This is a genomic window from Burkholderia sp. HI2714 (assembly GCF_002223085.1).
Classification (GTDB): Bacteria; Pseudomonadota; Gammaproteobacteria; order Burkholderiales; family Burkholderiaceae; genus Burkholderia; species Burkholderia lata_D.
Window position 1 is genome coordinate 162,395 of sequence record NZ_NKFM01000029.1, and the last position, 20,262, is coordinate 182,656.

Genomic DNA, 20,262 nt, shown 5'->3' on the forward strand with positions numbered 1-20,262 from the left:
GATGTCAATTTCCAACCGGGCCTGCCGTCATGGATACCTCGTGCATCGCTTCCCCCTCCTCGCCCGCCCGCGACGTGCGCGGCGCGGCTCATCGCTGGCGCGTGCTGGCGGCCGGCGTCGCCGCGAACATGAGCTTCTCGGCCGCGGCGGCCGGCATTCCGACCACGGCCGTGTGGATGCGCACGGCCTATCACCTCGACAACGGTGCGCTCGGCCTCGTGCTCGGCGCGCTCGGCTTCGGCGTCGCGCTGTCCGAGCTGCCGTGGGGGATGGCCGCCGACCGCTTCGGCGACCGTCGCGTGCTGCTCGCCGGGCTCGTCGCGACGGCCGCGATGTTCGCGCTGATGGTGTGCACGATCGTCCCGACCGCGCACGTCGTGCCGCCGCTGATGCGCGTCGTCGTGGCAATGTGCTGCGTCGGCCTGCTCGGCGGTAGCGTGAACGGGTCGAGCGGGCGCGCGGTGATGCGCTGGTTCGGCGAGCGCGAACGCGGGCTCGCGATGAGCATCCGCCAGACGGCCGTGCCGCTCGGCGGCGGCCTCGGCGCGGCGCTCCTGCCGTCGCTCGCGTCGCACCTGGGCTTTGCCGCGGTATTCGGCGCGCTGATGCTGCTGTGCGCGGGATCGGCCGCGCTCACCTGGCGCTGGCTGCACGAGCCGCCGGCCGAACCGGCCGTGACGCACCCGGCCACGCATCGCCCCGTCGAGCGGCAGTCGTCCGCGCCGCAGGTGCGCAACCCGCTCGCGAGCGGCCCCGTGTGGCGGATCGTGCTCGGCATCGGCCTGCTGTGCGCGCCGCAGTTCGCGGTGCTCACGTTCGCGACGGTGTTCCTGCACGACTTCGGCCGGCTCGGCCTCGCCGGCATCAGTGCCGCGATGGTCGCGCTGCAGCTCGGCGCGATGGTGATGCGCGTATGGAGCGGCCGTCATACCGACCGGCACGGCAACCGGCGCGCGTATCTGCGCGGTTCCGTGTTCGTCGCGGCCGGATCGTTCACGCTGCTTGCCGCGGCGACGGCCGGCAGCCCGCACGTGCCGCTCGCCGCGATCGTCGCGATTCTCGTCTTCGCCGGCATCTGCGTGTCCGCGTGGCACGGTGTCGCATACACGGAGCTCGCGACGCTCGCGGGCGCGAATCAGGCAGGCACCGCACTCGGCATGGCCAATACGATCGTCTACCTCGGGCTGTTCGCGACGCCACTCGCGATTCCACCGCTGCTCGCGGTCAGCTCGTGGAGTGTCGTGTGGCTCGCGGCCGCGCTGGTCGCCGGCGCGACTTATCCGCTGTTCGCCGCGAAATAGCAGCCGCTCGTCTCACGCAGGCGTCGCAGCGCACGCCATGACGCCTGCAATCCGTCAGGCTGCTTCGCGCGCCATCGCACGCCGCGACGCCGGCCGCTCGGCCTCACGCTGCGCGTGGGCAGTCCAAGCCGCATGCCGCGTCATGTCGAGCCCGATCGCGACGCCCCAGCGATACAGCACGAACAGGAACGGATCGACGATCGAATGCGCGCCCGGCTCGGCCCATGTGCGGCCGTCGGCGAGCGCGGCTTCGATCGTCTCGTTCGCGGCTTCGATCGTGCGCCGCCCGTGCGCACTGACCTCGCCATGCAGGGCCGGATCGCCGATGAAGCGGCCCGGCCGCCACAGCGCGCCGTAGCCGACGCCGTGCACCCAACCGACCAGCCAGGCGAGCCATTCGTGGCACCGCGCCTCGCGCAGCGGATCGCCGAGCGGCAGCAATTGCGCATCCGGATAGCGGCGCGCGAGATACGTGAGGATCGCCGGCGTTTCGGTCAGCACGTGCGGCTCGCCCGGAATCGCGAGCACGGGCACGCGCGCTTTCGGGTTGATCGCGAGATAGCGCGCTTCGAGGTTCTGCTGCTCGCGAACGGACACGATCTCGACGTCGAACGGCGCGCCGGTTTCCTCCAGGGCGATGTGGGCGGCAAGCGAGCAGGCGCCCGGCGAAAGATAGAGACGATAGGCGTTCATGGTGGTGTGGCCCGACGGGGGTGGAAGACGGAACCGAGTGTAGGAACGCGCGCCTGCCCGCCGCAAACGATGAATTGTCGTGCTCGGACATTAGTGTTACTAATACCCGCATGCGACGCATCCACCTTCCTCCGCTGCAGACGCTGCGTGCGTTCGAGACCGCCGTGCGGCTGCAGAGCTTCACGCGCGCCGCCGACGCACTCGCGCTCACGCAAGGCGCCGTCAGCCAGCACATTCGCGCGCTCGAGGCGCAGCTCGGCTATCCGCTCTTCACGCGCGAGCGTAACGGCGCGACGCCGACGCACGCCGCGCACGCGCTCGCACTGCAGGTACGCCAGGGCCTCAGTGTGCTCGAGCGCGCGTTCGAGCCGGCGCTCGCCGTGCGCAGTCGCCCACGCACCTGCGACGTCACGCTGAACGTCAGCGTGCTGCCGAGCGTCGCCGAGCGCTGGCTCGCACCGCGCCTGCCGCGCTTTACGGCCGCGCATCCGCACATCGCGATCGCGCTGCACCCGGACGTGGCGCTCGCACCGCTGCGCAAGCGCGACCGCATCGACGTCGCGCTGCGCTACGGGCCCGGCACGTGGCCGGGCGTCGTCGCCGAGAAGCTGATGAACGAGACGATCTTTCCGGTTGCGAGCCCCACGTACCGCAATCGCGACGGCGTCGCGCCGCGCGCGCCGGCCGATCTCGTGCGCGCGACGCTGCTGCGCCATCCCGCGCAGCCGTGGGAACCGTGGCTCCAGGCCGCGCGACTCGACCTCACCGAATCCGCACGCGCGCCGCGTTTCACCGATCCGAATGCGCTGATCGACGCGACGCTGAAAGGCCGCGGCGTCGCCCTCGCGCGCCGCTCGCTGATCGAGCCCGAACTCGCGGACGGCACGCTCGTGCGCGTGTCGACGGTGCGCATCGCCGACGTGTACGCGCACTACGTCGTGTGGCGCCCCGGCCATCCGCACGAAGCGGCGATCCGCACCTGGCTCGACTGGCTGCGCAGCGAGGTGCGGCGCAGGACGCCTCGGCGCTGACGCCGGCGCTCACGCCCGCATCGGCATCGCCACCTTGTCGAGCGTGATCGGCAGATCGCGCACCCGCACGCCGGTCGCGTGATAGACCGCATTGGCGATCGCGGCCGGCACGCCGGTGATGCCGATCTCGCCGATGCCGCGAATACCGAGCGGATTGAAATGCGTGTCGCTTTCGTCGACGAAACTCACATCCAGCTCGCCGATGTCCGCGTTCACGGGCACGTGATATTCAGCGAGATTCGCGTTCGTGAAGCGGCCGTGCCGCACGTCGAGATGCGAGCCTTCCTCGAGCGCGGTGCCGAGCCCCCACACCATCCCGCCGATCAACTGGCTGCGTGCCGTTTTCGCGTTGAGCAGGCTGCCGACGCTGTAGACACCGACGATGCGCGGTACGCGAATCGTGCCGAGTTCGGCATCGACGTGCACTTCGGCAAACACCGCGCCGAAGGAATGAGACGCATAGCGCGACTTCTCGTCGCCCGGCTTCGTCGTCGCCTGCGCGTCGATCGGCTGACCGCCCGCACGCGCGATCACCGCCGCGGCCGGATCGCGCCGCGAAGGGTCGCCGCGATGCACGACCCAGCCGTTGTCGACCGTCACGTCATCGGCCGCGGCGCCTTGCAGCGGCGATCCGGGGGCGGCGACCGCCAGCGCGACCAGCTTCGCGCGCGCCTGCAGCGCGGCCTCGCGCACGGCCGGCGCCACGCTCGCCGCCGACTGCGAGCCGCCCGATACCGGCGCACGCGGCAGGCTGGAATCGCCGAGCACGAAGCGCACGTTCTGCGGCGAGAAACCGAGCGCATCGGCCGCGACCTGCGTCATCACCGTGTAGGTTCCGGTGCCGATGTCCTGCGTGCCCGATGCGACTTCGGCCGTGCCGTCCGGCAAGATGCGCGCCCGCGCCGACGCTTCGCTGCGGTTCGCCGGATACGTGGCGGCCGCCATCCCGAGGCCGATCAGCGTGTCGCCGTCGCGCATCGTGCGCGGCGCGCCGGTGCGGCGCGACCAGCCGAAGCGCCGCGCGCCGACCTCGTAGCATTCGCGCAGCTTGTTGCTCGACCACGGCTTGCCGTCCTGCGGATCGACCGCCGCGTAATTCGCGAGCCGCAGCGCGACCGGGTCCATGCCGAGCCGCCACGCGAGTTCGTCCATCGCCGATTCCAGCGCGAACGAGCCCGACGCCTCGCCGGGCGCGCGCATGAACGTCGGCGTGCCGACGTTCAGCGACACGATCCGGTGCGTGGTCGCGTGGTTCGGCACCGCGTACATGATCCGCGACGGCATCCCGCACATCTCCATCCAGTCCTCGAACGTCGACGTGGTGGCAATCGTGTCGTGGCGCATCGCCGTCAACGTGCCATCCCGGCGGGCGGCCAGCACGATGCGCTGTTCGGTGAACGGCCGCCCGCCGACCGGGCCGAACATCTGCGGCCGCGTCAGCGCGAGACGAACCGGGCGCCCGACCTGCTTCGCGGCCATCGCGCACAACGACACGTGCGACCACGACGAACCCTTGCAGCCGAAGCCGCCGCCGAGGAACGGTGAAATCACGCGCACGTGGTCCGGCGCGATGCCGAAGACCGCGGCCACCGCCGTGCTCGCGCCCGACACGCCCTGTGTCGCATCGTGCAGCGTGAGCATCGGGCCGTCCCAGCGCGCCATCGTCGCATGCGGCTCGATCGGGTTGTGATGCTGCATCGGCGTCGTATAGGTCGCGTCGATGCGCACCGCGCCTTCGCGCAGGCCCGCATCGACGTCGCCGCGCTGCGTATCCATCGGGCGGCCCTGCTGCTTCGGCGGCACGCGCGCGCCGCGCTTCGCCAGCGCGAAATCCGCCACGGCATCGCTCGCGCGATAGCGCACGTGCACGGCATGCGCGGCGTCGGTCGCCTGCTCGAGCGTTTCGGCGACGACGACCGCGACGGGTTCGTTGCTGTAGCGCACCGTATCGTCCTGCAGCAACGTGAGTCGGCGCCCGGCGGGCGGCGACAGCGGCGGCCGGCCGCCGTTGGGCAGCCGCATCGCGTTCTCGTGGGTGATCACGATCAGCACGCCCGGCATCGCGCGGGCGCGCGCCGCATCGATCGACTCGATGTGCCCGGATGCGATCGTGCTCGTCACGAGCACCGCGTGCGCGAGCCGCGCATCGGAGAATTCAGCCGCGTAGTGCGCGCCGCCCGTCACCTTGAGCACGCCGTCGACACGGTCTAGCGGTTGTCCCGTCATCGTGTTCATGCGGCACCTCCCGGCACGGCGGCTGCCGTTTCGACCGCACGGACGATCGCCCGCTGCGCGAGCGCGACCTTGAAGCCATTACCGTCGAGCGGCCGCGCGTCGCGCAACGCCAGCGCGGCCGCCTCGCGCAACGTCGCGTCGGTCGGTGTGCGGCCCGCGAGATGCGCTTCCGCCTCCATCGCACGCAACGGCTTGTGCGCGACGCCGCCGAGCGCGATCCGCGCGTCGGCGACGCGCGGGCCGTCCATCCGCAGCGCGGCCGCGACCGACACCAGCGCGAACGCGTAGCTGGCGCGATCGCGCACTTTCAGATAGTGCGCATGGTCGGCGAAGCGCGGCGGCGGCAAGTCCACCGCGGTGATCAGCTCGCCCGGCTCGAGCGTCGTGTCGAGATCGGGACGATCGCCCGGCAAGCGGTGAAACGAGGCGATCGGAATCTGCCGCGCGCCGCGCGGGCCGCTCACCTGCACGACGGCGTCGAGCGCGGCGAGCGCGACGCTCATGTCCGACGGGTTTACCGCCACGCACTGGGGGCTGGCGCCGAGGATCGCGTGCATCCGGTTGTGGCCGCCGATCGCCGCGCAGCCGCTGCCCGGCTCGCGCTTGTTGCATTGCGCGAACGCGGGATCGTAGAAATACGGGCAGCGCGTGCGCTGCATCAGGTTGCCGCCGACGGTCGCCATGTTGCGCAATTGCGCGGACGCGCCGGCGAGCAGCGCCTGCGACAGCAGCGGATAGTCGGCGCGCAGGCGCGGATGATCGGCCGCGTCGCTGTTGCGCACGAGCGCGCCGATGCGCACGCCGCCGCCGGGCAGCGCATCGACCGTATCCAGGCCCGCGATCCGCGTGATGTCGATGAGCGTGACGGGCCGCGCGACGCCGCCCTTCATCAGGTCCAGCAGGTTCGTGCCGCCGCCGATGAATGCGGCGCCGGGCCGCTGTGCCGCGCGCACGGCGCCGGCGACGTCGGTCGCGCGTTCGTAGGAGATCGCTTCCATTGCGGTGCCCTCCGTCGGCTAGCCGCGCGCCGCGTGCGCGGCGCGCACGGCGGCGACGATGTTCGGGTACGCGCCGCAGCGGCACAGGTTGCCGCTCATGCGCTCGCGGATCTCGTCGTCCGACAGCTGCGCGGGGCGGCGCCGCACATCGTCGGTGGCGGCGCTCCCCGCCCCCGCCGCGAACTCGTCGAGCAGCGCGGTCGCCGAGCAGAGCTGCCCGGGCGTGCAGTAGCCGCACTGGAACGCATCGCATTCGACGAATGCGCGCTGCACCGGGCTCAGCACGCCGCCGCGCGCCAGCCCTTCGACGGTCGTGATCCGCGCGCCTTCGTGCATCACCGCGAGCGTCAGGCATGCGTTGATGCGCCGCCCGTCGACGAGCACCGTGCACGCGCCGCACTGCCCGCGATCGCAGCCTTTTTTCGTGCCCGTGAGCCCGGCGTATTCGCGCAGGGCGTCGAGCAGCGTGACGCGCGGTTCGAGCTGCAGCGCGTATTCGCGCCCATTGATGTCGAGACGCACGGGCTGCGCCGGCACCGTATCGCGGCGGGGCGCGGCCGGCGTGGATGCCGCGTACGACGGCTGCGGATGAACGTGCGATGCGGCGCTGACGGTCGCGGCAGCCGCCGCGGATTGCAGGAAGCGGCGCCGCGCGGCACTGGACGGCGTATCGTGCGGCAACCGCGGCGCCGCTGAATGGCCGGGCCCGAGCGGTGACGGGGCGGCATCGCGCGCCGGTTCGGCAGACGGAGAATCGGATCGATCGCTGGACATGATTTCTGCTCGCTCCATGGTTGATGGACGCGGATGTGCCGCCCCGCGCCCGGATGGCGGCGCGGTCGGCACGCGCATCGGCAACGAGCAATTCCGGTGCCCCGAAACGGCGGGGCAACGCCGATGTGCCGCGCCGGTCACCCGTGCGCGGCGCGCACCGGGCGGCAGACGGAACACGTTGCCGCTGACCATGCCTTCATGACACCCCGCTGGCGCGCGGCTGGCCGTTCGCTGACGAAGCGGCAATAACGCCCGGTTTTCCGGCGCATCCGGTCACACATCGGTCGCAAGTTGCCGGGTGCATGTGCCACGGTGCGCATGGCGCTCGCGTCGCCGTGGCCGGGTCGCGTCGTTGCGCGCCGTGTAAATGCGCGCAGCATCCGTCTCTGCCGGAAAATTCCGCCACGCATGCCGGCGGATCGCCGCGAAGGCGTTCCGTCGGCCTGACGAAAACAGGTCGCGATTACACTCGCATCGCAAACGATTCACCGAAACGTCGCATCGCGGCGGCATACTCGAAAACGTTTCCCGATCAGCCTGCCAGGAGAGAAGTCATGCGTCGCGTTTTCGTCGCCGTCGTTCTGTGTGCCGCCGTTTTCGTCGCCGCCTGCAGCGACGACGCGCCGCACGACGCCAGCGCGACCGACGCCGCGCAGCAGGCCGGCGGCGCATCGAGCGGCGCCGCCAGCGCGTTCAACAGCGACGCGAGCGCGAATACCGCCGCGTCCGATGCCGCGCCGCTCGCGCCGCCCGTCGTGCACTACCCGCCCGATGACGACGACGATGCGAAGCCCGCCGCGAATGCAGCCGCCTCCAACGCGGCCGCGTCGTCGCCGGGCTGATCCCGTCACCACGTGATAGGAGTCGGACCCGCTCGGGGAGAGCGGTGGGCATTCGTTGGGAGGCGTCGCTGACATGACGTCACGGTCGGCGGTGGCGCAAACGGCATGGCGTCGCGCCCCCTCGCGGGCCACGCCGAGCCCGGCCGGCCGAGCGATTCGGAGCCGGCCGGCGTCAGGCCCGTGCGCGCGTCGCAAGCGCAACGGCGCGCGATGCCGCGACAGCCGCCGCGCGGCATGCGCCGCGCCGCCCGCCCGTCAGACCGCGTGCGCGAGCGCGCGATCGACGAGCGCGGCCTCGAAGCCGTCGTCCGCATCGCGAAAGCGCAGCGGTGCCGCGCAGTGGACGAGCGTGTCGATGAAGTATTTCGCGCGCGGCCACGGTCCGAAGCCGGCCGCGGTGTTGATGTGCCCCGCGTCGCCGAGGTTCACGAACGCGCTGCCCAGATGCTGCGCGAGCGTGCGCGCGTCGCCGAGCGGCATCCACGGATCGGTTTCGCTGCCGATCACGATCGACGGCACGGGGAGCCGGCGCGCGTCGAACGGCCCGGCAAACGTGAACTTCTTCGGACTGGCGGGCGCGACGAGCAGCACGCCCGCGACGTCGCCGGTATGCGGCCACTGCGCGAGCGCATGGGCGGCCGCGAGGCAGCCGAAGCTGTGCGCGGCCAGCACGAACGGGCCGCGTTCGCGGTCGAGCAATGCGCGCACCGATTGCGCCCAGCGCGCGAGATCGGGCGCGTTCCAGTCGTCCTGTTCGACGCGCAGCGAGCGCGGGAACTGCCGTTCGAGCCAGGTCTGCCAGTGAGCGCCTTCGCTGCCGTGCAGGCCCGGAACGGTGACGAGCCGCGGCGGCCACGCCGATTTGCTGCATGCGCGCATGATTGCCCTCGCTTGCTTGAAGACGGGATTCGATTGTGGCGCGGCGGCCGCGGCGGCCGAACCAATATTTTGTGATTTGCTTTTGCGGGGGCAGGCCATCCTGGGGCCGGCCATCCGGGGGCCGGCCATCCGGGCGTCCGCCCGCCTCGCGCACCGGCGCGCGATGCGCCACGAGACCGTAGAATGTGGGCTTCCCGTCAGCTTCACACGGAACCGGGGCCGGGCGCCGACGCGCCGGGCGCCCGGTCGTCAGGAGACGCCCGATGTCCGCTACGCCCGCCGGCGCGCTGCGCCCGGCCCCGCTCGCCGTTCCCGTGACGCGCCTCGCCGGCGCGCACGCCGTCATCCAATGAAGATCCTGTTCCATTCCCCGCACCAGGAAGCAGACGCGTGGCGCGACGAGATCGCGCATGCGCTGCCGGAAGCCGAACTGCGCGCGTGGCAGCCGGGCGACACGGCCGCCGCCGACTACGCGCTCGTCTGGCGCGCGCCGCGTGAATTCTTCGCCCCGCGCGACGGCCTGCGCGCGATCTTCAACCTCGGCGCCGGCGTCGACGCGCTGCTCGCGCTCGAGCACGCGCATCCGGGCACGCTGCCGCCGCACGTGCCGCTCGTGCGGCTGGAAGATTCGGGCATGGCGCAGCAGATGGTCGAATACGTGACGCACGCGGTGCTGCGCTACCTGCGCCGCTTCGACGAATACGAAGTGCTGCAGCGCGAGCGCCGCTGGCAACCGCTCGAACCGCATGCGCGCGCCAGCTTCACCGTCGCCGTGCTCGGCCTCGGCGTGCTCGGCGCGCAGGTCGCGCGCGCGCTCGCCGCGCTCGGCCTGCCCGTGCGCGGCTACAGCCGCAGCGCGAAGCAGCTCGACGGCGTGACGACCTTCGCCGGCGACGGCGCATTCGATGCGTGCATCGACGGCGCGAAGGTGCTCGTCAACCTGCTGCCGAGCACGCCCGACACCGACGGCATCCTGTCGTCGCGCACGTTCGCACGGCTCGCGCCCGGCGCGTATGTCGTCAACGTCGCACGCGGCGCGCATCTCGTCGAAGCCGACCTGCTCGACGCGCTCGCGAGCGGCCAGGTAGCCGCCGCGACGCTCGACGTATTCCACCGCGAGCCACTGCCGGAAGACCATCCGTTCTGGCATGCGCCGCGCATCACGATCACGCCGCACAGCTCGGCCGAGACGCTGCGCGACGAAGCCATCGCCCAGATCGCCGGCAAGATCCGCGCACTGGAGCGCGGCGAGCGCGTCGGCGGCATCGTCGACTACGCACGCGGCTACTGAACCTACAAGCACACCAGGAGACAACCATGACGTTCCCCACCGCCGTCAAGATCGTCGAAGTCGGCCCGCGCGACGGGCTGCAGAACGAGAAGACCTTCGTGCCGACCGACGTGAAGATCGCGCTCGTCGACCGGCTGTCGCACGCCGGCTTCCGCAACGTCGAGGCCGCGTCGTTCGTGTCGCCGAAATGGGTGCCGCAGATGGCCGACGGCGCCGACGTGATGGCCGGCATCGAGCGCCGCGCGGGCACCGTGTACTCTGTGCTCACGCCGAACCTGAAGGGCTTCGAGAATGCGCTCGCGGCGCGCGCGGACGAAGTCGTGATCTTCGGCGCGGCGAGCGAGGCGTTTTCGCAGCGGAACATCAACTGCAGCATCGCCGAGAGCATCGCGCGCTTCGAACCCGTCGCGAAGGCGGCGAAGGATGCGGGCCTGCGGCTGCGCGGCAGCGTGTCGTGCACGCTCGGCTGCCCGTACCAGGGCGACGTGCCGGTCGCATCGGTCGTCGACGTCGTCGAGCGCTTCGCGGCGCTCGGCTGCGACGAGATCGACATCGCCGACACGATCGGCGTCGGCACGCCGAAGCGCACGCGCGAAGTGCTCGCGGCCGTCACGCGCGTGTTCCCGCGCGAACGCCTGTCCGGCCACTTCCACGACACCTACGGCCAGGCGCTCGCGAACATCTACGCGGCGCTGTTCGAAGGGATCGAGATCTTCCACGCGTCGGTCGCGGGCCTCGGCGGCTGCCCGTACGCGAAGGGCGCGACCGGCAACGTCGCGACCGAGGACGTGCTGTACCTGATGCAAGGCCTCGGCATCGAAACCGGCATCGATCTCGCGCAGGTCGTCGCCGCCGGCGACTTCATCTCGAACGCGATCGGCCGCGCGAACGTGTCGCGCGCCGGTCGTGCACTGCTCGCCAAGGCGCAGAGCGCGGCCGACGCCGCGAACTGCGTGTGACCCCGACTTTCCACGGATTCCTCGACATGACGACACCCGCTTCACTCGACGCCCTCCCCGATTCCGCGCGCCGCGTCGCGCTGCTGCTGCGCGAGCGCGGCCACGAGAAAGGCATCGTGATGCTCGCCGAAACCGGCAAGACTTCCGCCGAAGCCGCGGCCGGGCTCGGCTGCTCGGTCGCGCAGATCGCGAAGTCGATCCTGTTTCGCCGGCAGTCGGACGGTGCGCCGGTGCTCGTGGTCGCGAGCGGCGTCAATCGCGTCGACGAGAAGAAGGTCGCCGCGCAAGTCGGCGCGGTCGGCCGCGCGGACGCGAAGTTCGTGCGCGACAACACCGGCTATGCGATCGGCGGCGTGTGCCCGATCGGCCATCTCGTCGAACCCGTCACGCTGATCGACGCCGACCTGCTCGAGCTCGACAGCCTGTGGGCGGCCGCCGGCCACCCGCACGCGGTATTCAACCTGTCGCCGAACGAACTCGTGTCGCTGACGGGCGCGCCGGTCGCGGACGTCGCGTTGCGGGAGCCCGCATGAGCGACGTGCCGGTGACGATGCCGGTCGGCACGGTCGCGTCGCCGTGCACCGACGTATGCCGGATCGATCCGCGCACCGACTGGTGCGCGGGCTGCCTGCGCACGCGCGACGAGATCAAGGGATGGCGTGCGTCGGACAACGACGCAAGGCGCGCGTTGCTCGCGCGGCTCGATGCGCGGCGGCGTCTGCTGGCGAGAAGCGGCGCATAAAAAAAAGCCGTTCAGCCTGACAGGCGAACGGCATGAGATCGGAATCCTGTGAACGTGATCAACGTCACAGCCGCATCATACGAGCGACGCGGGCGCATCGCATCGGGTGTTTCCCTACAACTTCTTACAGCGTCTTGCACACGTGCGCGCGCACCGCTTTTGCCCGCCATGCAGGCGCCATCCGCGCGCAATACTCGTTCCTGAAATGCGCGCTCGGCGCGCCGCCGCAATACTGCGCAGCGGCTCGCCGAATCGCACGACCGTTTCAGTGGCCGACGGCCGCACGACGGGCCGGCACGATGCGCCAGCCAAGGTTCACGCCGGCCGCCGCGAGCAGAATCAAGAGCGCGCCGAACACCTGCGTCCACGCGAGCGTCTGCCCGAACGCGACGCGATCGACGGCGATCGCGACGACCGGATAGACGAACGACAGCGCGCCCGTCATCGCGGTCGGCAGCTTCTGGACCGCGCCATACAGCAGCACGTACATCAGCCCCGTGTTGACGATGCCGAGCACGATCAGGTCGGCCCATTGCCCGGCCGTCGCCGGCAACGTGTCGAACTGCGCGAACGGCGCGAGCAGCAGGATGCCGAGGCCGACCTGCAGCAGCGCGAGCAGATGCGGCGGCGTGCCCTTCAGGTGCTTCGTGATGATCGACGAGATCGCATACAGGAACGCCGCGCCGAGCGACAGCGCGACCCCTTCCAGGTATTCGCCGGGCACCGCGAGCACGGCCGGTTCGACGCGCACCACGAACACGAGCCCGGCGAATGCGAGCGCGAGCCACGCGAGCGTCGACGCGGTAATCCGCTCGCGGAACACGATGGCGCCGAGCGCGACGAGCATGAACGGCTGCGTGTTGTAGACGGCGGTCGCCATCGAGATCGACGCGCGCGAATACGCGGCGAACAGCAGCAGCCAGTTCGCGACGATCGCGAGGCTGCCGAGCGTCGTGAGCACGAGCATCCGCGGCGAGAACAGCGAGCGGCGCAGGAAGCCGAACGCCGCGCAGACGATCGCGAGCGTCGCCGTGCCGAACACGCAGCGGAAGAACACGACATTGGTCAGCGGCTGCTGCGACGACATCACGAGCCAGCCGATCGTGCCGGACATCAGCATCGCGACGATCATCTCGGCGGCGCCGCGGCGAATTTCATTCGAGGCCATCATGAACTCCGTTGAAGAGCGGGAATGAGTTCGATTCTAGAAACTTGCATTCGCCGAAACCACGGCTAAACTGAAGTGAATCGACCGATTCACCTTCGAAAGCAAAGCGATCATGCCGAAACGCCTTTCCCCGCCTGCCGTCGCGTCGCTCGACGCGACCGACCGCGCGATCCTCGCGGCGCTGGCCGACGACGCGCGCATCGCCACCAGCGAACTCGCCCGGCAGATCGGGCTGTCGGCGCCCGCGACCGCCGACCGCGTGCGGCGGCTCGAGGCGCAGGGCGTGATCGCCGCGTTCACCGTCGAGCTCGACCCGCGCGCGCTCGGCTACACGCTGCAGGCGATCGTCCGCGTGAAGCCGCTGCCCGGCCAGCTGCATCTCGTCGAAGAGATGCTGCGGCGGATTCCCGAATTCGTGGAGTGCGACAAGGTGACCGGCGACGACTGCTTCATCTGCCGGCTCTACCTGCGCACGATCGCGCACCTCGACGACATTCTGTCGAAAGTGACGGAGCGCGCCGAGACGAGCACCGCGATCGTGAAGTCGACGCCGGTGCCGCGCCGGCTGCCGCCACTCGTCGAGGACGACGGCGCGCACCGCTGAACGAGCCGGTACGCGCGCCGCGCCGCCGACGTGCTCACGCGTGCCCACGCGTACCGTCAGGCAGCCGCGTCGCGCGCCTCGAAGAACGCCAGCAGTTCTTCGATCAGCGCGACGGGCGCCTCTTCCGGAATGTAGTGCCCGCACTCGAGCGCACGGCCGCTGACGTCGCGCGCGACACGGCGCCATTCGTCGAGCGGATCGAAGCAGCGGCCGACGATCCCGTTCTCGCCCCACAGCACGCGCAGCGGACACGCGACCTTGTTGCCGCGCTCGAGATCCGCACGGTCGTGCTCGAGATCGATCGTCGCGGACGCGCGGTAGTCCTCGCACATCGCATGCACGGCGCCCGGCTGCGCGAGCGCGGCCCGGTACGCGGCGAGCGCCTCGGGCGCGAACGGCGCCAGCCCGGCGGACCGGTTGCCCATCACGCGCTCGATGTACGCATCGGTATGCGCGCCGACCAGCGTCTCGGGCAGCGGCTCCGGCTGGATCAGGAAGAACCAGTGGAAATACGCGGTCGCGAACGCGCGATCGGTTTTCTCGTACATCGCGAGCGTCGGTGCGATGTCGAGCAGCATCATCCGTTCGACGGCGTCCGGATGATCGAGCGCGAGCCGGTGCGCGACCCGCGCGCCGCGATCATGCGCGCACACATGGAAGTGCTCGAAGCCGAAATGCCGCATCACGGCGACCTGGTCGGCCGCCATCGCCCGTTTCGAATACGGCACGTGCTGCGCGTCGCTCGGCGGCTTGCCCGACGCGCCGTACCCGCGCAGGTCGGTGGCGATCACCGTGAAATGATTCGCGAGCGTCGCGGCAACGCGATGCCAGATCATGTGGGTTTGCGGATGTCCGTGCAGCAACAGGAGCGGCGGACCCGCGCCTCCTTTGACACCGAAGATGTCGGTGTCCTGCACCATCACGCGAAACGGTGCAAACGCCTCAAACGACATGGTTTGTTTCTCGTTGGTTTGTTATGGCGGCTATTTTAGGAGCGCTTGCGCATCTACACAGCGAGGCAACAGCCAGATTCCGTAGAAAGAGAACACTCACTCGATTGCCGGCACACCGCGCATTTTGTTAAGCTCGCGTAGAATCGCACGATCGTTCGTATTAATAAGGACGACATCGTTTCGCAGCTACACTCGAATCACCGTTCGACCGCAAAGCATGGCGTCGGCGCGACCGCGCGGCCGCCCCTGGAGACTGGAGACATCACATGGCATTGCCCACCGTCCTGCAGAACCTGACGCTGCCCGTCATCGCGTCGCCGATGTTCATCGTCAGCTACCCCGAACTCGTGCTCGCGCAATGCAAGGCGGGCATCGTTGGTTCGTTCCCCGCGCTCAACGCCCGTCCGGCCGAACTGCTCGACGAGTGGCTCACGCAGATTCAGTCCGAGCTCGCCGACCACCAGGCAAAGAATCCCGACGCGGTGATCGGCCCGATCGCGGTCAACCAGATCGTCCACCAGTCGAATGCGCGGCTCGAGCACGACGTGCGCGTGTGCGTCGAGCACAAGGTGCCGATCTTCATCACGAGCCTGCGCGCACCGGCGCGCGAGATCGTCGACGCGGTGCACAGCTACGGCGGCATCGTGCTGCACGACGTGATCAACCTGCGTCACGCGCAGAAGGCGCTCGAAGCCGGTGTCGACGGGCTGATCCTCGTTGCGGCCGGCGCAGGCGGCCATGCGGGCACGACGTCGCCTTTCGCGCTCGTCGGCGAAGTCCGCAAGATCTTCGACGGCCCGATCGTGCTGTCCGGCGCGATCGCGAACGGCGGCTCGATCCTCGCGGCGCAGGCGATGGGCGCCGACTTCGCGTACATGGGCACGCGCTTCATCGCGACGCAGGAAGCGCACGCGATCGACGACTACAAGCACGCGATCGTGAACGCGAAATCGTCGGACATCATCTACACGAACCTCTTCACGGGCGTGCACGGCAACTACATTCGCGAGAGCATCGAGAAGGCCGGCCTCGATCCGGAGGCGCTGCCGGAATCCGACAAGACCAAGATGAATTTCGGCAGCGACAAGACGAAGGCGTGGAAGGACATCTGGGGCGCCGGCCAGGGCGTCGGCCTGATGGACGACCTGCCGAGCGTGGGCGCGCTCGTCGAACGCCTGAAGCGCGAGTACGACGACGCGAAGGCGCGACTCGGCATTCCGCGCTGACGGATGCGGCGGCGATCACGGCCGCCGCCGGCGCGAATGCCGTCGGACCAAACAAAAAGCGCGAACCGCAGCGGTTCGCGCTTTTTCATTGCCCCGCTGCCGCGGGAAAGACGGCTCAGACCGCGCGCTTCATCCGCGTGATCGGCAGCACGCGCAGGCGCGATTCGATCGACGGGCACAGCGACTGCCCTTCGAAACGCGCCGCCAGGAAGTCGACGAACGAACGCACCTTCGCGGACACGTGACGACGGCTCGCGTAGACCGCGTAGATCGGCGCCTCGTGCGGCGGCACCGCATCGAGCAGCACCGGCACGAGCCGGCCGGACTCGATGTCGTCGCCGACCACCTCGGTGCCGAGCAGCGCGATGCCCGCGCCCGCGAGCACGGCCGCACGCAGCCCTTCGAGATGGTTCACGATCAGGTTGCCGTTGAGGTTCACGCGCGACGCGGCGGCCGCGTCGATCACCAGCGAGTCGAGCATCGTCGAATTCGAGTCGCGCCGCAGGTAGTTGTGGTGCGCGAGATCGCCGATCGTCGCGGGCGTGCCGTGCTTCTCGAGATACTCGGGCGACGCGACCAGCAGGATGTGCGCGGTCGCGATCTGCCGCGCGACCAGCGACGACGATTTCAATCCGTTCGGCGCCGCGCGCACCGCGACGTCGTAGCCTTCCTCGATCAGGTCGACGACGCGATCGGACAGCGTCATGTCGACGGTCACGTCCGGGAACCGGCCCGCATAATCGGTGACGGCCTGCATCACGTGCCGCAGCCCGAACGCCGATAGGGACGTCACGCGCAGCCTGCCTTGCGGCACCACGCTCGCGGCACCGACGGCCTGCCCGGCTTCGTCGAGTTCGGACAGCGCCTGCACCAGGCGCTCATAGTATTCGCGTCCCGCCTCGGTAGGGGCGACGCGTCGTGTCGTGCGATGCAGCAGCCGCGCACCGAGCTGCTGCTCGAGATGCATCACGTGCTTGCTCGCCATCGCAGCCGACATCTGCATGCGCTCGGCCGCGCCGACGAAGCTGCCCACTTCGACGACGTAGCGAAACACATTCATGCTGACGAGGGTATCCATCGAACTCGCTCGTAATGACGGGGAATGTTCCAATTACGAGATAGGGTAACAAAGGCGGGGAAACAGAAAGGTCAACAAAGGCAAAACGGCGCCGCGGGTGGCGGCGCCGTTCTGGCGTGAAAAACATGCAGTCTGGACGCACTTTTCGTGCGTCCGGCGCACCGGTCGCGCGTGCGCGTCAGAACTTCGCGCGGATGCCGGCGCCGAACGTGTTGCCGGTCGACAGGCCGCTGATGTGGTCGTTCATGTACGCAGCGTAGACGTCCGTGCGCTTGGACAGCGGATAGTCGTAGCCGACGGCCCAGGTCTGGCGCGTCTGGTCGAGGCCGCCCGAATCGCGCGAGTACGCGTACGACGCCATCGCGTTGCCGACGCCGAGCGGCACCGACACGCCGCCCTGCGCGGTGTTCACGTGCCAGCTGCCCGCGACCTGGTCATTCTTCGTATACATGTACTGGCCGAACAGCTTCACCAGCTTCAGGTCGTAGGCCGCGCCGACCAGCGCGATGCCCTGGCTCTTCATGCCGGCCACCAGCGCGCTCAGGTCGCGCGGGCCGTTGTTGAAGTTCACGTACTGATAGACCGCGGTCGCCGCGAACGGGCCGTTCGCATAGTTGAACTGCGCGCTCCACTTCTTCGAGCCGTTGTCGCCGGCCTGGTTGCCGAGTGCGTACATCGCGCCGAAATTCAGGCCACCGAACGAAGGCGACGTGTACGACAGCGCGTTGTTCCAGCCCGAATCGCCGACGGCACCCTGGTCGCTCGGGTAGGTCGGGAACGTGCCGAGGCCGAGGAACACGTGGTACACCATCGGCGAGAAGGTGTACGAGTCGTAGAACGGGTTGAACAGGATCGTCGACAGGAACAGGTGCGTCGTCAGGCGGCCGGCCGTCACCGTGCCGTACGGCGAATCGATGCCGACGTAGGCGTTGCGTGCGAAGAACGTGTCGCCCTGGAAGCGGCCGAACTGGCCGTTCTGCGCGCGGAAGAAGCTTTCCAGCGTGAAGATCGCCTTGTAGCCGTTGCCGAGATCCTCGGCGCCGTGCAAGCCCCAGTACGACGTCGACATCCCGCCGCCGCTCACGTTCCACGCGCGGTTGCCGCCCGGGAACTTGGTTGCGCCGACCCATTCGTCGACCTGACCGTAGAGCGACACGCTCGACTGTGCATGGACGGGAGCGGTAGCCGCCACGCAGGCAGCCGCGGCGATCAGCTTGACGGACGTGCGCGACGCACGGCGTGCGAATGCTTTCATTGGATCTCCAGATTTTGTCGAATTGTCGATAAGTGGCGCGAGCGTTGTTTTTTGGAGCCGAGTGCTTGCGTCGTATGGGGCGCAGCCATCTTTACGGATCATTCGTCCGGTCAAAATTGCGCACACTTATTGCGGGTATAGCGGCGGCATTAACTTCGCGGAGTTGATACATGGCCGGGCACCTGCCGGCGGCCCCGCACGGACGCGGTCGCGCGGCGGGACGGCAGCGGGGCACACGCGAGCCGGGCGCGAAAGATAGCGCAATGCGACGGGAAAATCAGCGGAAATCTGTGCGCGACTGTGGCGAATTCGCATCAGCCGCCGGGGGGACGAGCGCGCGGGCGCTCAGTTTCGGTAGAAGGGGGAAAAATACGGCGAGTGCGCAGGCTCTTCCTGCGCGCGGGGCGGCGGCATCGGGCGTCCGCCGCGCTCCTCGTTGTAGCGCGCGACGTCGGCGCGGATCGACCCGGCGCGCAGCGGCACGTTGCCGCCGCCCGGCGGGCGCGGCACCTGGCGCGCGTCGGCGCTGATCGGACGATACGGGCTTTGCGCGGCGTAATGGCCATACGACGGCGTCGGGCGCAGCCCCCAGCGGGAGCCGTAGCCGTTCACGCCGCCGGCGCGTGCACCGGCCGGGGGTGCCACGCGGCGCCAGACGGGCCCACCACCTGACGGCTGACCGTACGCGCGCATGTCGCCGCCACCGAAGCCGTGGCCGCCGAACGCATAACCGCCGTGAGGCGGTTGCGCGAGCGCGAGCGGCAACAGCAGCGCGCCGAGCACGCCTGCCACCCATCGTCCGATCTTCCGTTTCACGCGTTCCGTCATCGTTCAGTGCCTGTCCACGCCCGCCGCCGGCTCCTTTCGGCCGACCCAAGGCTTTCATCAGTAATTTATGAGCGGGCCGAAAGCGTGTCGAGCCAAAAAGTGTTATGTCGCCGGCATCGGTGTAACACCATGTTACTGCTAGGTTTTTTCACTTCCGGGCGCGACCGCGACAGAACGTTCTTCTGCCGTTTTGCGCCCGGCGGGGCCGGTGCCGTGAGTGCTGTCGCATGAGATTGGCTCATCAATCGATTCCCACAATGCATTTGTGTAGTGAATCGTCGACCGGGACAATGACGCCATCCGCGCGCGCGACGCGCGCCTTCGTCGTTTCCGAATCGAGTTCCCGATGGCCCGTCCCCGTTTTCTTCCCGACAACTTCACGCTCGCGCTCGTCGGCACCGTCGTGCTCGCGAGCCTCCTGCCGTGCCGCGGCCCGGCCGCCCACGCGTTCAACTGGGCGACCAACATCGCCGTCGGCCTGCTGTTCTTCCTGCACGGCGCGAAGCTGTCGCGCGAAGCCGTCATCGCGGGTGCGACCCACTGGCGGCTGCATGCGGTCGTGCTGCTCAGCACGTTCGCGCTGTTCCCGCTGCTCGGCCTCGCGCTGAAGCCCGTGCTGCAGCCGCTCGTCACGCCGACGCTGTACGCGGGCGTGCTGTTCCTGTGCGCGCTGCCGTCGACGGTCCAGTCGTCGATCGCGTTCACGTCGATCGCGAAGGGCAACGTGCCGGCCGCCGTGTGCGCGGCATCCGCGTCGAGCCTGCTCGGGATCTTCGTCACGCCGGCGCTCGTCGGGCTGATGATCACGTCGCAGTCGGCCGCCGCCGCGTCGCCGTGGAGCACCGTCGGCAGCATCGTGATGCAGTTGCTCGTGCCGTTCATCGCCGGCCAGTTGCTGCGCCCCGTGATCGGCGGCTGGATCGACCGCAACCGCGGCGTGCTGCGCTTCGTCGACCAGGGCTCGATCCTGCTCGTCGTCTACGTCGCCTTCAGCGAGGCCGTCAACGAAGGCCTGTGGCACCAGATCCCGCCGCGCGCACTCGGCGGCCTGCTCGTCGTCAACCTCGTGCTGCTCGCGATCGCGCTGCTGTTGACCGCGTTCGTCAGCAAGCGGCTCGGCTTCAACCGCGCCGACCAGATCACGATCATCTTCTGCGGGTCGAAGAAGAGCCTCGCGGCCGGCGTGCCGATGGCGAAGGTGATCTTCTCGGCGAACGCGGTCGGCGCGATCGTGCTGCCGTTGATGCTGTTCCACCAGATCCAGCTGATGGCGTGCGCGGCGCTCGCGCAGCGCTGGGGGGCGCGCGACATGAGCGGCGAGCACGACGAGGGCGACGCGGCATCGGCGTCCGGCGCGCTGAGCGTGGGCAAGCGCTGACGAGCAGGGTGGCGGGACGGCCATCGC

The 20,262-nt window shown here is 69.5% G+C and carries 20 protein-coding genes; 10 read left to right on the forward strand and 10 right to left on the reverse strand.

What is annotated here, in order from left to right; translation table 11 throughout:
* Positions 1 to 29 precede the first annotated feature (29 nt).
* Positions 30 to 1,301, forward strand: coding sequence for an MFS transporter (locus tag CFB82_RS16515; protein WP_069249023.1), 1,272 nt, complete (start codon positions 30 to 32; stop codon positions 1,299 to 1,301).
* A 54-nt stretch (positions 1,302 to 1,355) separates the two neighbouring features.
* Here the strand turns inward: CFB82_RS16515 and CFB82_RS16520 are convergent, their stop codons facing one another.
* Positions 1,356 to 1,994 (reverse strand): glutathione S-transferase family protein, encoded by a 639-nt coding sequence (locus tag CFB82_RS16520; RefSeq protein WP_069249024.1) that lies wholly within the window; start codon positions 1,992 to 1,994, stop codon positions 1,356 to 1,358.
* A 110-nt stretch (positions 1,995 to 2,104) separates the two neighbouring features.
* Between CFB82_RS16520 and CFB82_RS16525 the strand changes: the two genes are divergently transcribed.
* Positions 2,105 to 3,025, forward strand: a complete 921-nt coding sequence (locus tag CFB82_RS16525; protein WP_069249025.1) for a LysR substrate-binding domain-containing protein — start codon at positions 2,105 to 2,107, stop codon at positions 3,023 to 3,025.
* 9 nt (positions 3,026 to 3,034) lie between these two features.
* Here the strand turns inward: CFB82_RS16525 and CFB82_RS16530 are convergent, their stop codons facing one another.
* Genes CFB82_RS16530 through CFB82_RS16540 form a run of 3 tightly spaced genes read right to left on the reverse strand, consistent with a single transcriptional unit; the run spans position 3,035 to position 7,032 of the window.
* Entirely contained in the window at positions 3,035 to 5,260 is a 2,226-nt protein-coding gene (locus tag CFB82_RS16530) for a xanthine dehydrogenase family protein molybdopterin-binding subunit (protein ID WP_069249026.1), read from the reverse strand.
* The gene (locus CFB82_RS16535) at positions 5,257 to 6,258 is read right to left on the reverse strand and encodes an FAD binding domain-containing protein (RefSeq protein WP_069249027.1); all 1,002 of its coding nucleotides are present in this window, start codon (positions 6,256 to 6,258) and stop codon (positions 5,257 to 5,259) included. Before CFB82_RS16535 ends, CFB82_RS16530 begins: the two co-directional genes overlap by 4 nt.
* An 18-nt stretch (positions 6,259 to 6,276) precedes the next feature.
* Positions 6,277 to 7,032, reverse strand: coding sequence for a (2Fe-2S)-binding protein (locus CFB82_RS16540; RefSeq protein WP_069249028.1), 756 nt, complete (start codon positions 7,030 to 7,032; stop codon positions 6,277 to 6,279).
* A 554-nt stretch (positions 7,033 to 7,586) separates the two neighbouring features.
* Here CFB82_RS16540 and CFB82_RS16550 point away from each other — a divergent pair.
* Entirely contained in the window at positions 7,587 to 7,874 is a 288-nt protein-coding gene (locus tag CFB82_RS16550) for a hypothetical protein (RefSeq protein WP_069249029.1), read from the forward strand.
* A 255-nt stretch (positions 7,875 to 8,129) separates the two neighbouring features.
* On the opposite strand, the gene CFB82_RS16555 is transcribed toward CFB82_RS16550, so the two are convergent.
* On the reverse strand, positions 8,130 to 8,753 hold the full coding sequence (locus tag CFB82_RS16555) for an RBBP9/YdeN family alpha/beta hydrolase (RefSeq protein ID WP_069249030.1): 624 nt from the start codon (positions 8,751 to 8,753) through the stop codon (positions 8,130 to 8,132).
* A 349-nt stretch (positions 8,754 to 9,102) separates the two neighbouring features.
* Here CFB82_RS16555 and CFB82_RS16560 point away from each other — a divergent pair, with 349 nt between their 5' ends.
* The 4 genes from CFB82_RS16560 to CFB82_RS16575 are packed head-to-tail and all read left to right on the forward strand — an operon-like array spanning position 9,103 to position 11,745.
* A complete protein-coding gene (locus tag CFB82_RS16560; protein ID WP_069249031.1) occupies positions 9,103 to 10,044 on the forward strand; it encodes a 2-hydroxyacid dehydrogenase in 942 nt (313 codons plus the stop codon).
* A gap of 26 nt (positions 10,045 to 10,070) precedes the next feature.
* The gene (locus tag CFB82_RS16565; RefSeq protein ID WP_069249032.1) at positions 10,071 to 11,003 is read left to right on the forward strand and encodes a hydroxymethylglutaryl-CoA lyase; all 933 of its coding nucleotides are present in this window, start codon (positions 10,071 to 10,073) and stop codon (positions 11,001 to 11,003) included.
* Between the two features lie 26 nt (positions 11,004 to 11,029).
* Complete coding sequence (locus tag CFB82_RS16570) at positions 11,030 to 11,536, forward strand: YbaK/EbsC family protein (protein WP_069249033.1); 507 nt, start codon at positions 11,030 to 11,032, stop codon at positions 11,534 to 11,536.
* Complete coding sequence (locus CFB82_RS16575; RefSeq protein ID WP_069249034.1) at positions 11,533 to 11,745, forward strand: DUF1289 domain-containing protein; 213 nt, start codon at positions 11,533 to 11,535, stop codon at positions 11,743 to 11,745. Before CFB82_RS16570 ends, CFB82_RS16575 begins: the two co-directional genes overlap by 4 nt.
* Before the next feature lie 265 nt (positions 11,746 to 12,010).
* Here CFB82_RS16575 and CFB82_RS16580 read toward each other — a convergent pair whose 3' ends face one another.
* A complete protein-coding gene (locus CFB82_RS16580; protein WP_069249035.1) occupies positions 12,011 to 12,913 on the reverse strand; it encodes a DMT family transporter in 903 nt (300 codons plus the stop codon).
* Positions 12,914 to 13,025: 112 nt separating this feature from the next.
* On the opposite strand from CFB82_RS16580, the gene CFB82_RS16585 reads away from it, so the two are divergent.
* Positions 13,026 to 13,517 carry an Lrp/AsnC family transcriptional regulator gene (locus CFB82_RS16585; protein ID WP_011353413.1) on the forward strand — a complete coding sequence of 164 codons (492 nt, stop codon included), beginning with the start codon at positions 13,026 to 13,028 and terminating at the stop codon, positions 13,515 to 13,517.
* A gap of 56 nt (positions 13,518 to 13,573) precedes the next feature.
* Here the strand turns inward: CFB82_RS16585 and CFB82_RS16590 are convergent, their stop codons facing one another.
* Complete coding sequence (locus tag CFB82_RS16590; protein WP_069249036.1) at positions 13,574 to 14,470, reverse strand: alpha/beta fold hydrolase; 897 nt, start codon at positions 14,468 to 14,470, stop codon at positions 13,574 to 13,576.
* 266 nt (positions 14,471 to 14,736) lie between these two features.
* Between CFB82_RS16590 and CFB82_RS16595 the strand changes: the two genes are divergently transcribed.
* Entirely contained in the window at positions 14,737 to 15,696 is a 960-nt protein-coding gene (locus CFB82_RS16595; protein WP_047852303.1) for an NAD(P)H-dependent flavin oxidoreductase, read from the forward strand.
* A 115-nt stretch (positions 15,697 to 15,811) separates the two neighbouring features.
* On the opposite strand, the gene CFB82_RS16600 is transcribed toward CFB82_RS16595, so the two are convergent.
* From CFB82_RS16600 to CFB82_RS16610, 3 genes are all read right to left on the reverse strand, one after another.
* Entirely contained in the window at positions 15,812 to 16,774 is a 963-nt protein-coding gene (locus CFB82_RS16600) for a LysR family transcriptional regulator (protein ID WP_039346485.1), read from the reverse strand.
* Positions 16,775 to 16,952: 178 nt separating this feature from the next.
* Positions 16,953 to 18,029, reverse strand: coding sequence for a porin (locus tag CFB82_RS16605; protein ID WP_069249037.1), 1,077 nt, complete (start codon positions 18,027 to 18,029; stop codon positions 16,953 to 16,955).
* Between the two features lie 345 nt (positions 18,030 to 18,374).
* Complete coding sequence (locus CFB82_RS16610; protein ID WP_069249038.1) at positions 18,375 to 18,857, reverse strand: peptide-binding protein; 483 nt, start codon at positions 18,855 to 18,857, stop codon at positions 18,375 to 18,377.
* 346 nt (positions 18,858 to 19,203) lie between these two features.
* On the opposite strand from CFB82_RS16610, the gene CFB82_RS16615 reads away from it, so the two are divergent.
* Complete coding sequence (locus CFB82_RS16615) at positions 19,204 to 20,235, forward strand: bile acid:sodium symporter family protein (RefSeq protein WP_069249039.1); 1,032 nt, start codon at positions 19,204 to 19,206, stop codon at positions 20,233 to 20,235.
* The last annotated feature ends 27 nt before the right edge of the window (positions 20,236 to 20,262 follow it).

What these genes read in the sequence shown, in the direction of transcription:
- CFB82_RS16560 (WP_069249031.1), top strand. Translation starts at nt 9,103, where the DNA reads ATGAAGATCCTGTTCCATTCCCCGCACCAGGAAGCAGACGCGTGGCGC.
- CFB82_RS16610 (WP_069249038.1), bottom strand. Translation starts at nt 18,857, where the DNA reads ATGACGGAACGCGTGAAACGGAAGATCGGACGATGGGTGGCAGGCGTG.
- CFB82_RS16595 (WP_047852303.1), top strand. Translation starts at nt 14,737, where the DNA reads ATGGCATTGCCCACCGTCCTGCAGAACCTGACGCTGCCCGTCATCGCG.
- CFB82_RS16520 (WP_069249024.1), bottom strand. Translation starts at nt 1,994, where the DNA reads ATGAACGCCTATCGTCTCTATCTTTCGCCGGGCGCCTGCTCGCTTGCC.
- CFB82_RS16565 (WP_069249032.1), top strand. Translation starts at nt 10,071, where the DNA reads ATGACGTTCCCCACCGCCGTCAAGATCGTCGAAGTCGGCCCGCGCGAC.
- CFB82_RS16525 (WP_069249025.1), top strand. Translation starts at nt 2,105, where the DNA reads ATGCGACGCATCCACCTTCCTCCGCTGCAGACGCTGCGTGCGTTCGAG.
- CFB82_RS16605 (WP_069249037.1), bottom strand. Translation starts at nt 18,029, where the DNA reads ATGAAAGCATTCGCACGCCGTGCGTCGCGCACGTCCGTCAAGCTGATC.
- CFB82_RS16550 (WP_069249029.1), top strand. Translation starts at nt 7,587, where the DNA reads ATGCGTCGCGTTTTCGTCGCCGTCGTTCTGTGTGCCGCCGTTTTCGTC.
- CFB82_RS16540 (WP_069249028.1), bottom strand. Translation starts at nt 7,032, where the DNA reads ATGTCCAGCGATCGATCCGATTCTCCGTCTGCCGAACCGGCGCGCGAT.
- CFB82_RS16585 (WP_011353413.1), top strand. Translation starts at nt 13,026, where the DNA reads ATGCCGAAACGCCTTTCCCCGCCTGCCGTCGCGTCGCTCGACGCGACC.
- CFB82_RS16615 (WP_069249039.1), top strand. Translation starts at nt 19,204, where the DNA reads ATGGCCCGTCCCCGTTTTCTTCCCGACAACTTCACGCTCGCGCTCGTC.
- CFB82_RS16600 (WP_039346485.1), bottom strand. Translation starts at nt 16,774, where the DNA reads ATGGATACCCTCGTCAGCATGAATGTGTTTCGCTACGTCGTCGAAGTG.
- CFB82_RS16515 (WP_069249023.1), top strand. Translation starts at nt 30, where the DNA reads ATGGATACCTCGTGCATCGCTTCCCCCTCCTCGCCCGCCCGCGACGTG.
- CFB82_RS16590 (WP_069249036.1), bottom strand. Translation starts at nt 14,470, where the DNA reads ATGTCGTTTGAGGCGTTTGCACCGTTTCGCGTGATGGTGCAGGACACC.
- CFB82_RS16535 (WP_069249027.1), bottom strand. Translation starts at nt 6,258, where the DNA reads ATGGAAGCGATCTCCTACGAACGCGCGACCGACGTCGCCGGCGCCGTG.
- CFB82_RS16555 (WP_069249030.1), bottom strand. Translation starts at nt 8,753, where the DNA reads ATGCGCGCATGCAGCAAATCGGCGTGGCCGCCGCGGCTCGTCACCGTT.
- CFB82_RS16570 (WP_069249033.1), top strand. Translation starts at nt 11,030, where the DNA reads ATGACGACACCCGCTTCACTCGACGCCCTCCCCGATTCCGCGCGCCGC.
- CFB82_RS16530 (WP_069249026.1), bottom strand. Translation starts at nt 5,260, where the DNA reads ATGAACACGATGACGGGACAACCGCTAGACCGTGTCGACGGCGTGCTC.
- CFB82_RS16580 (WP_069249035.1), bottom strand. Translation starts at nt 12,913, where the DNA reads ATGGCCTCGAATGAAATTCGCCGCGGCGCCGCCGAGATGATCGTCGCG.
- CFB82_RS16575 (WP_069249034.1), top strand. Translation starts at nt 11,533, where the DNA reads ATGAGCGACGTGCCGGTGACGATGCCGGTCGGCACGGTCGCGTCGCCG.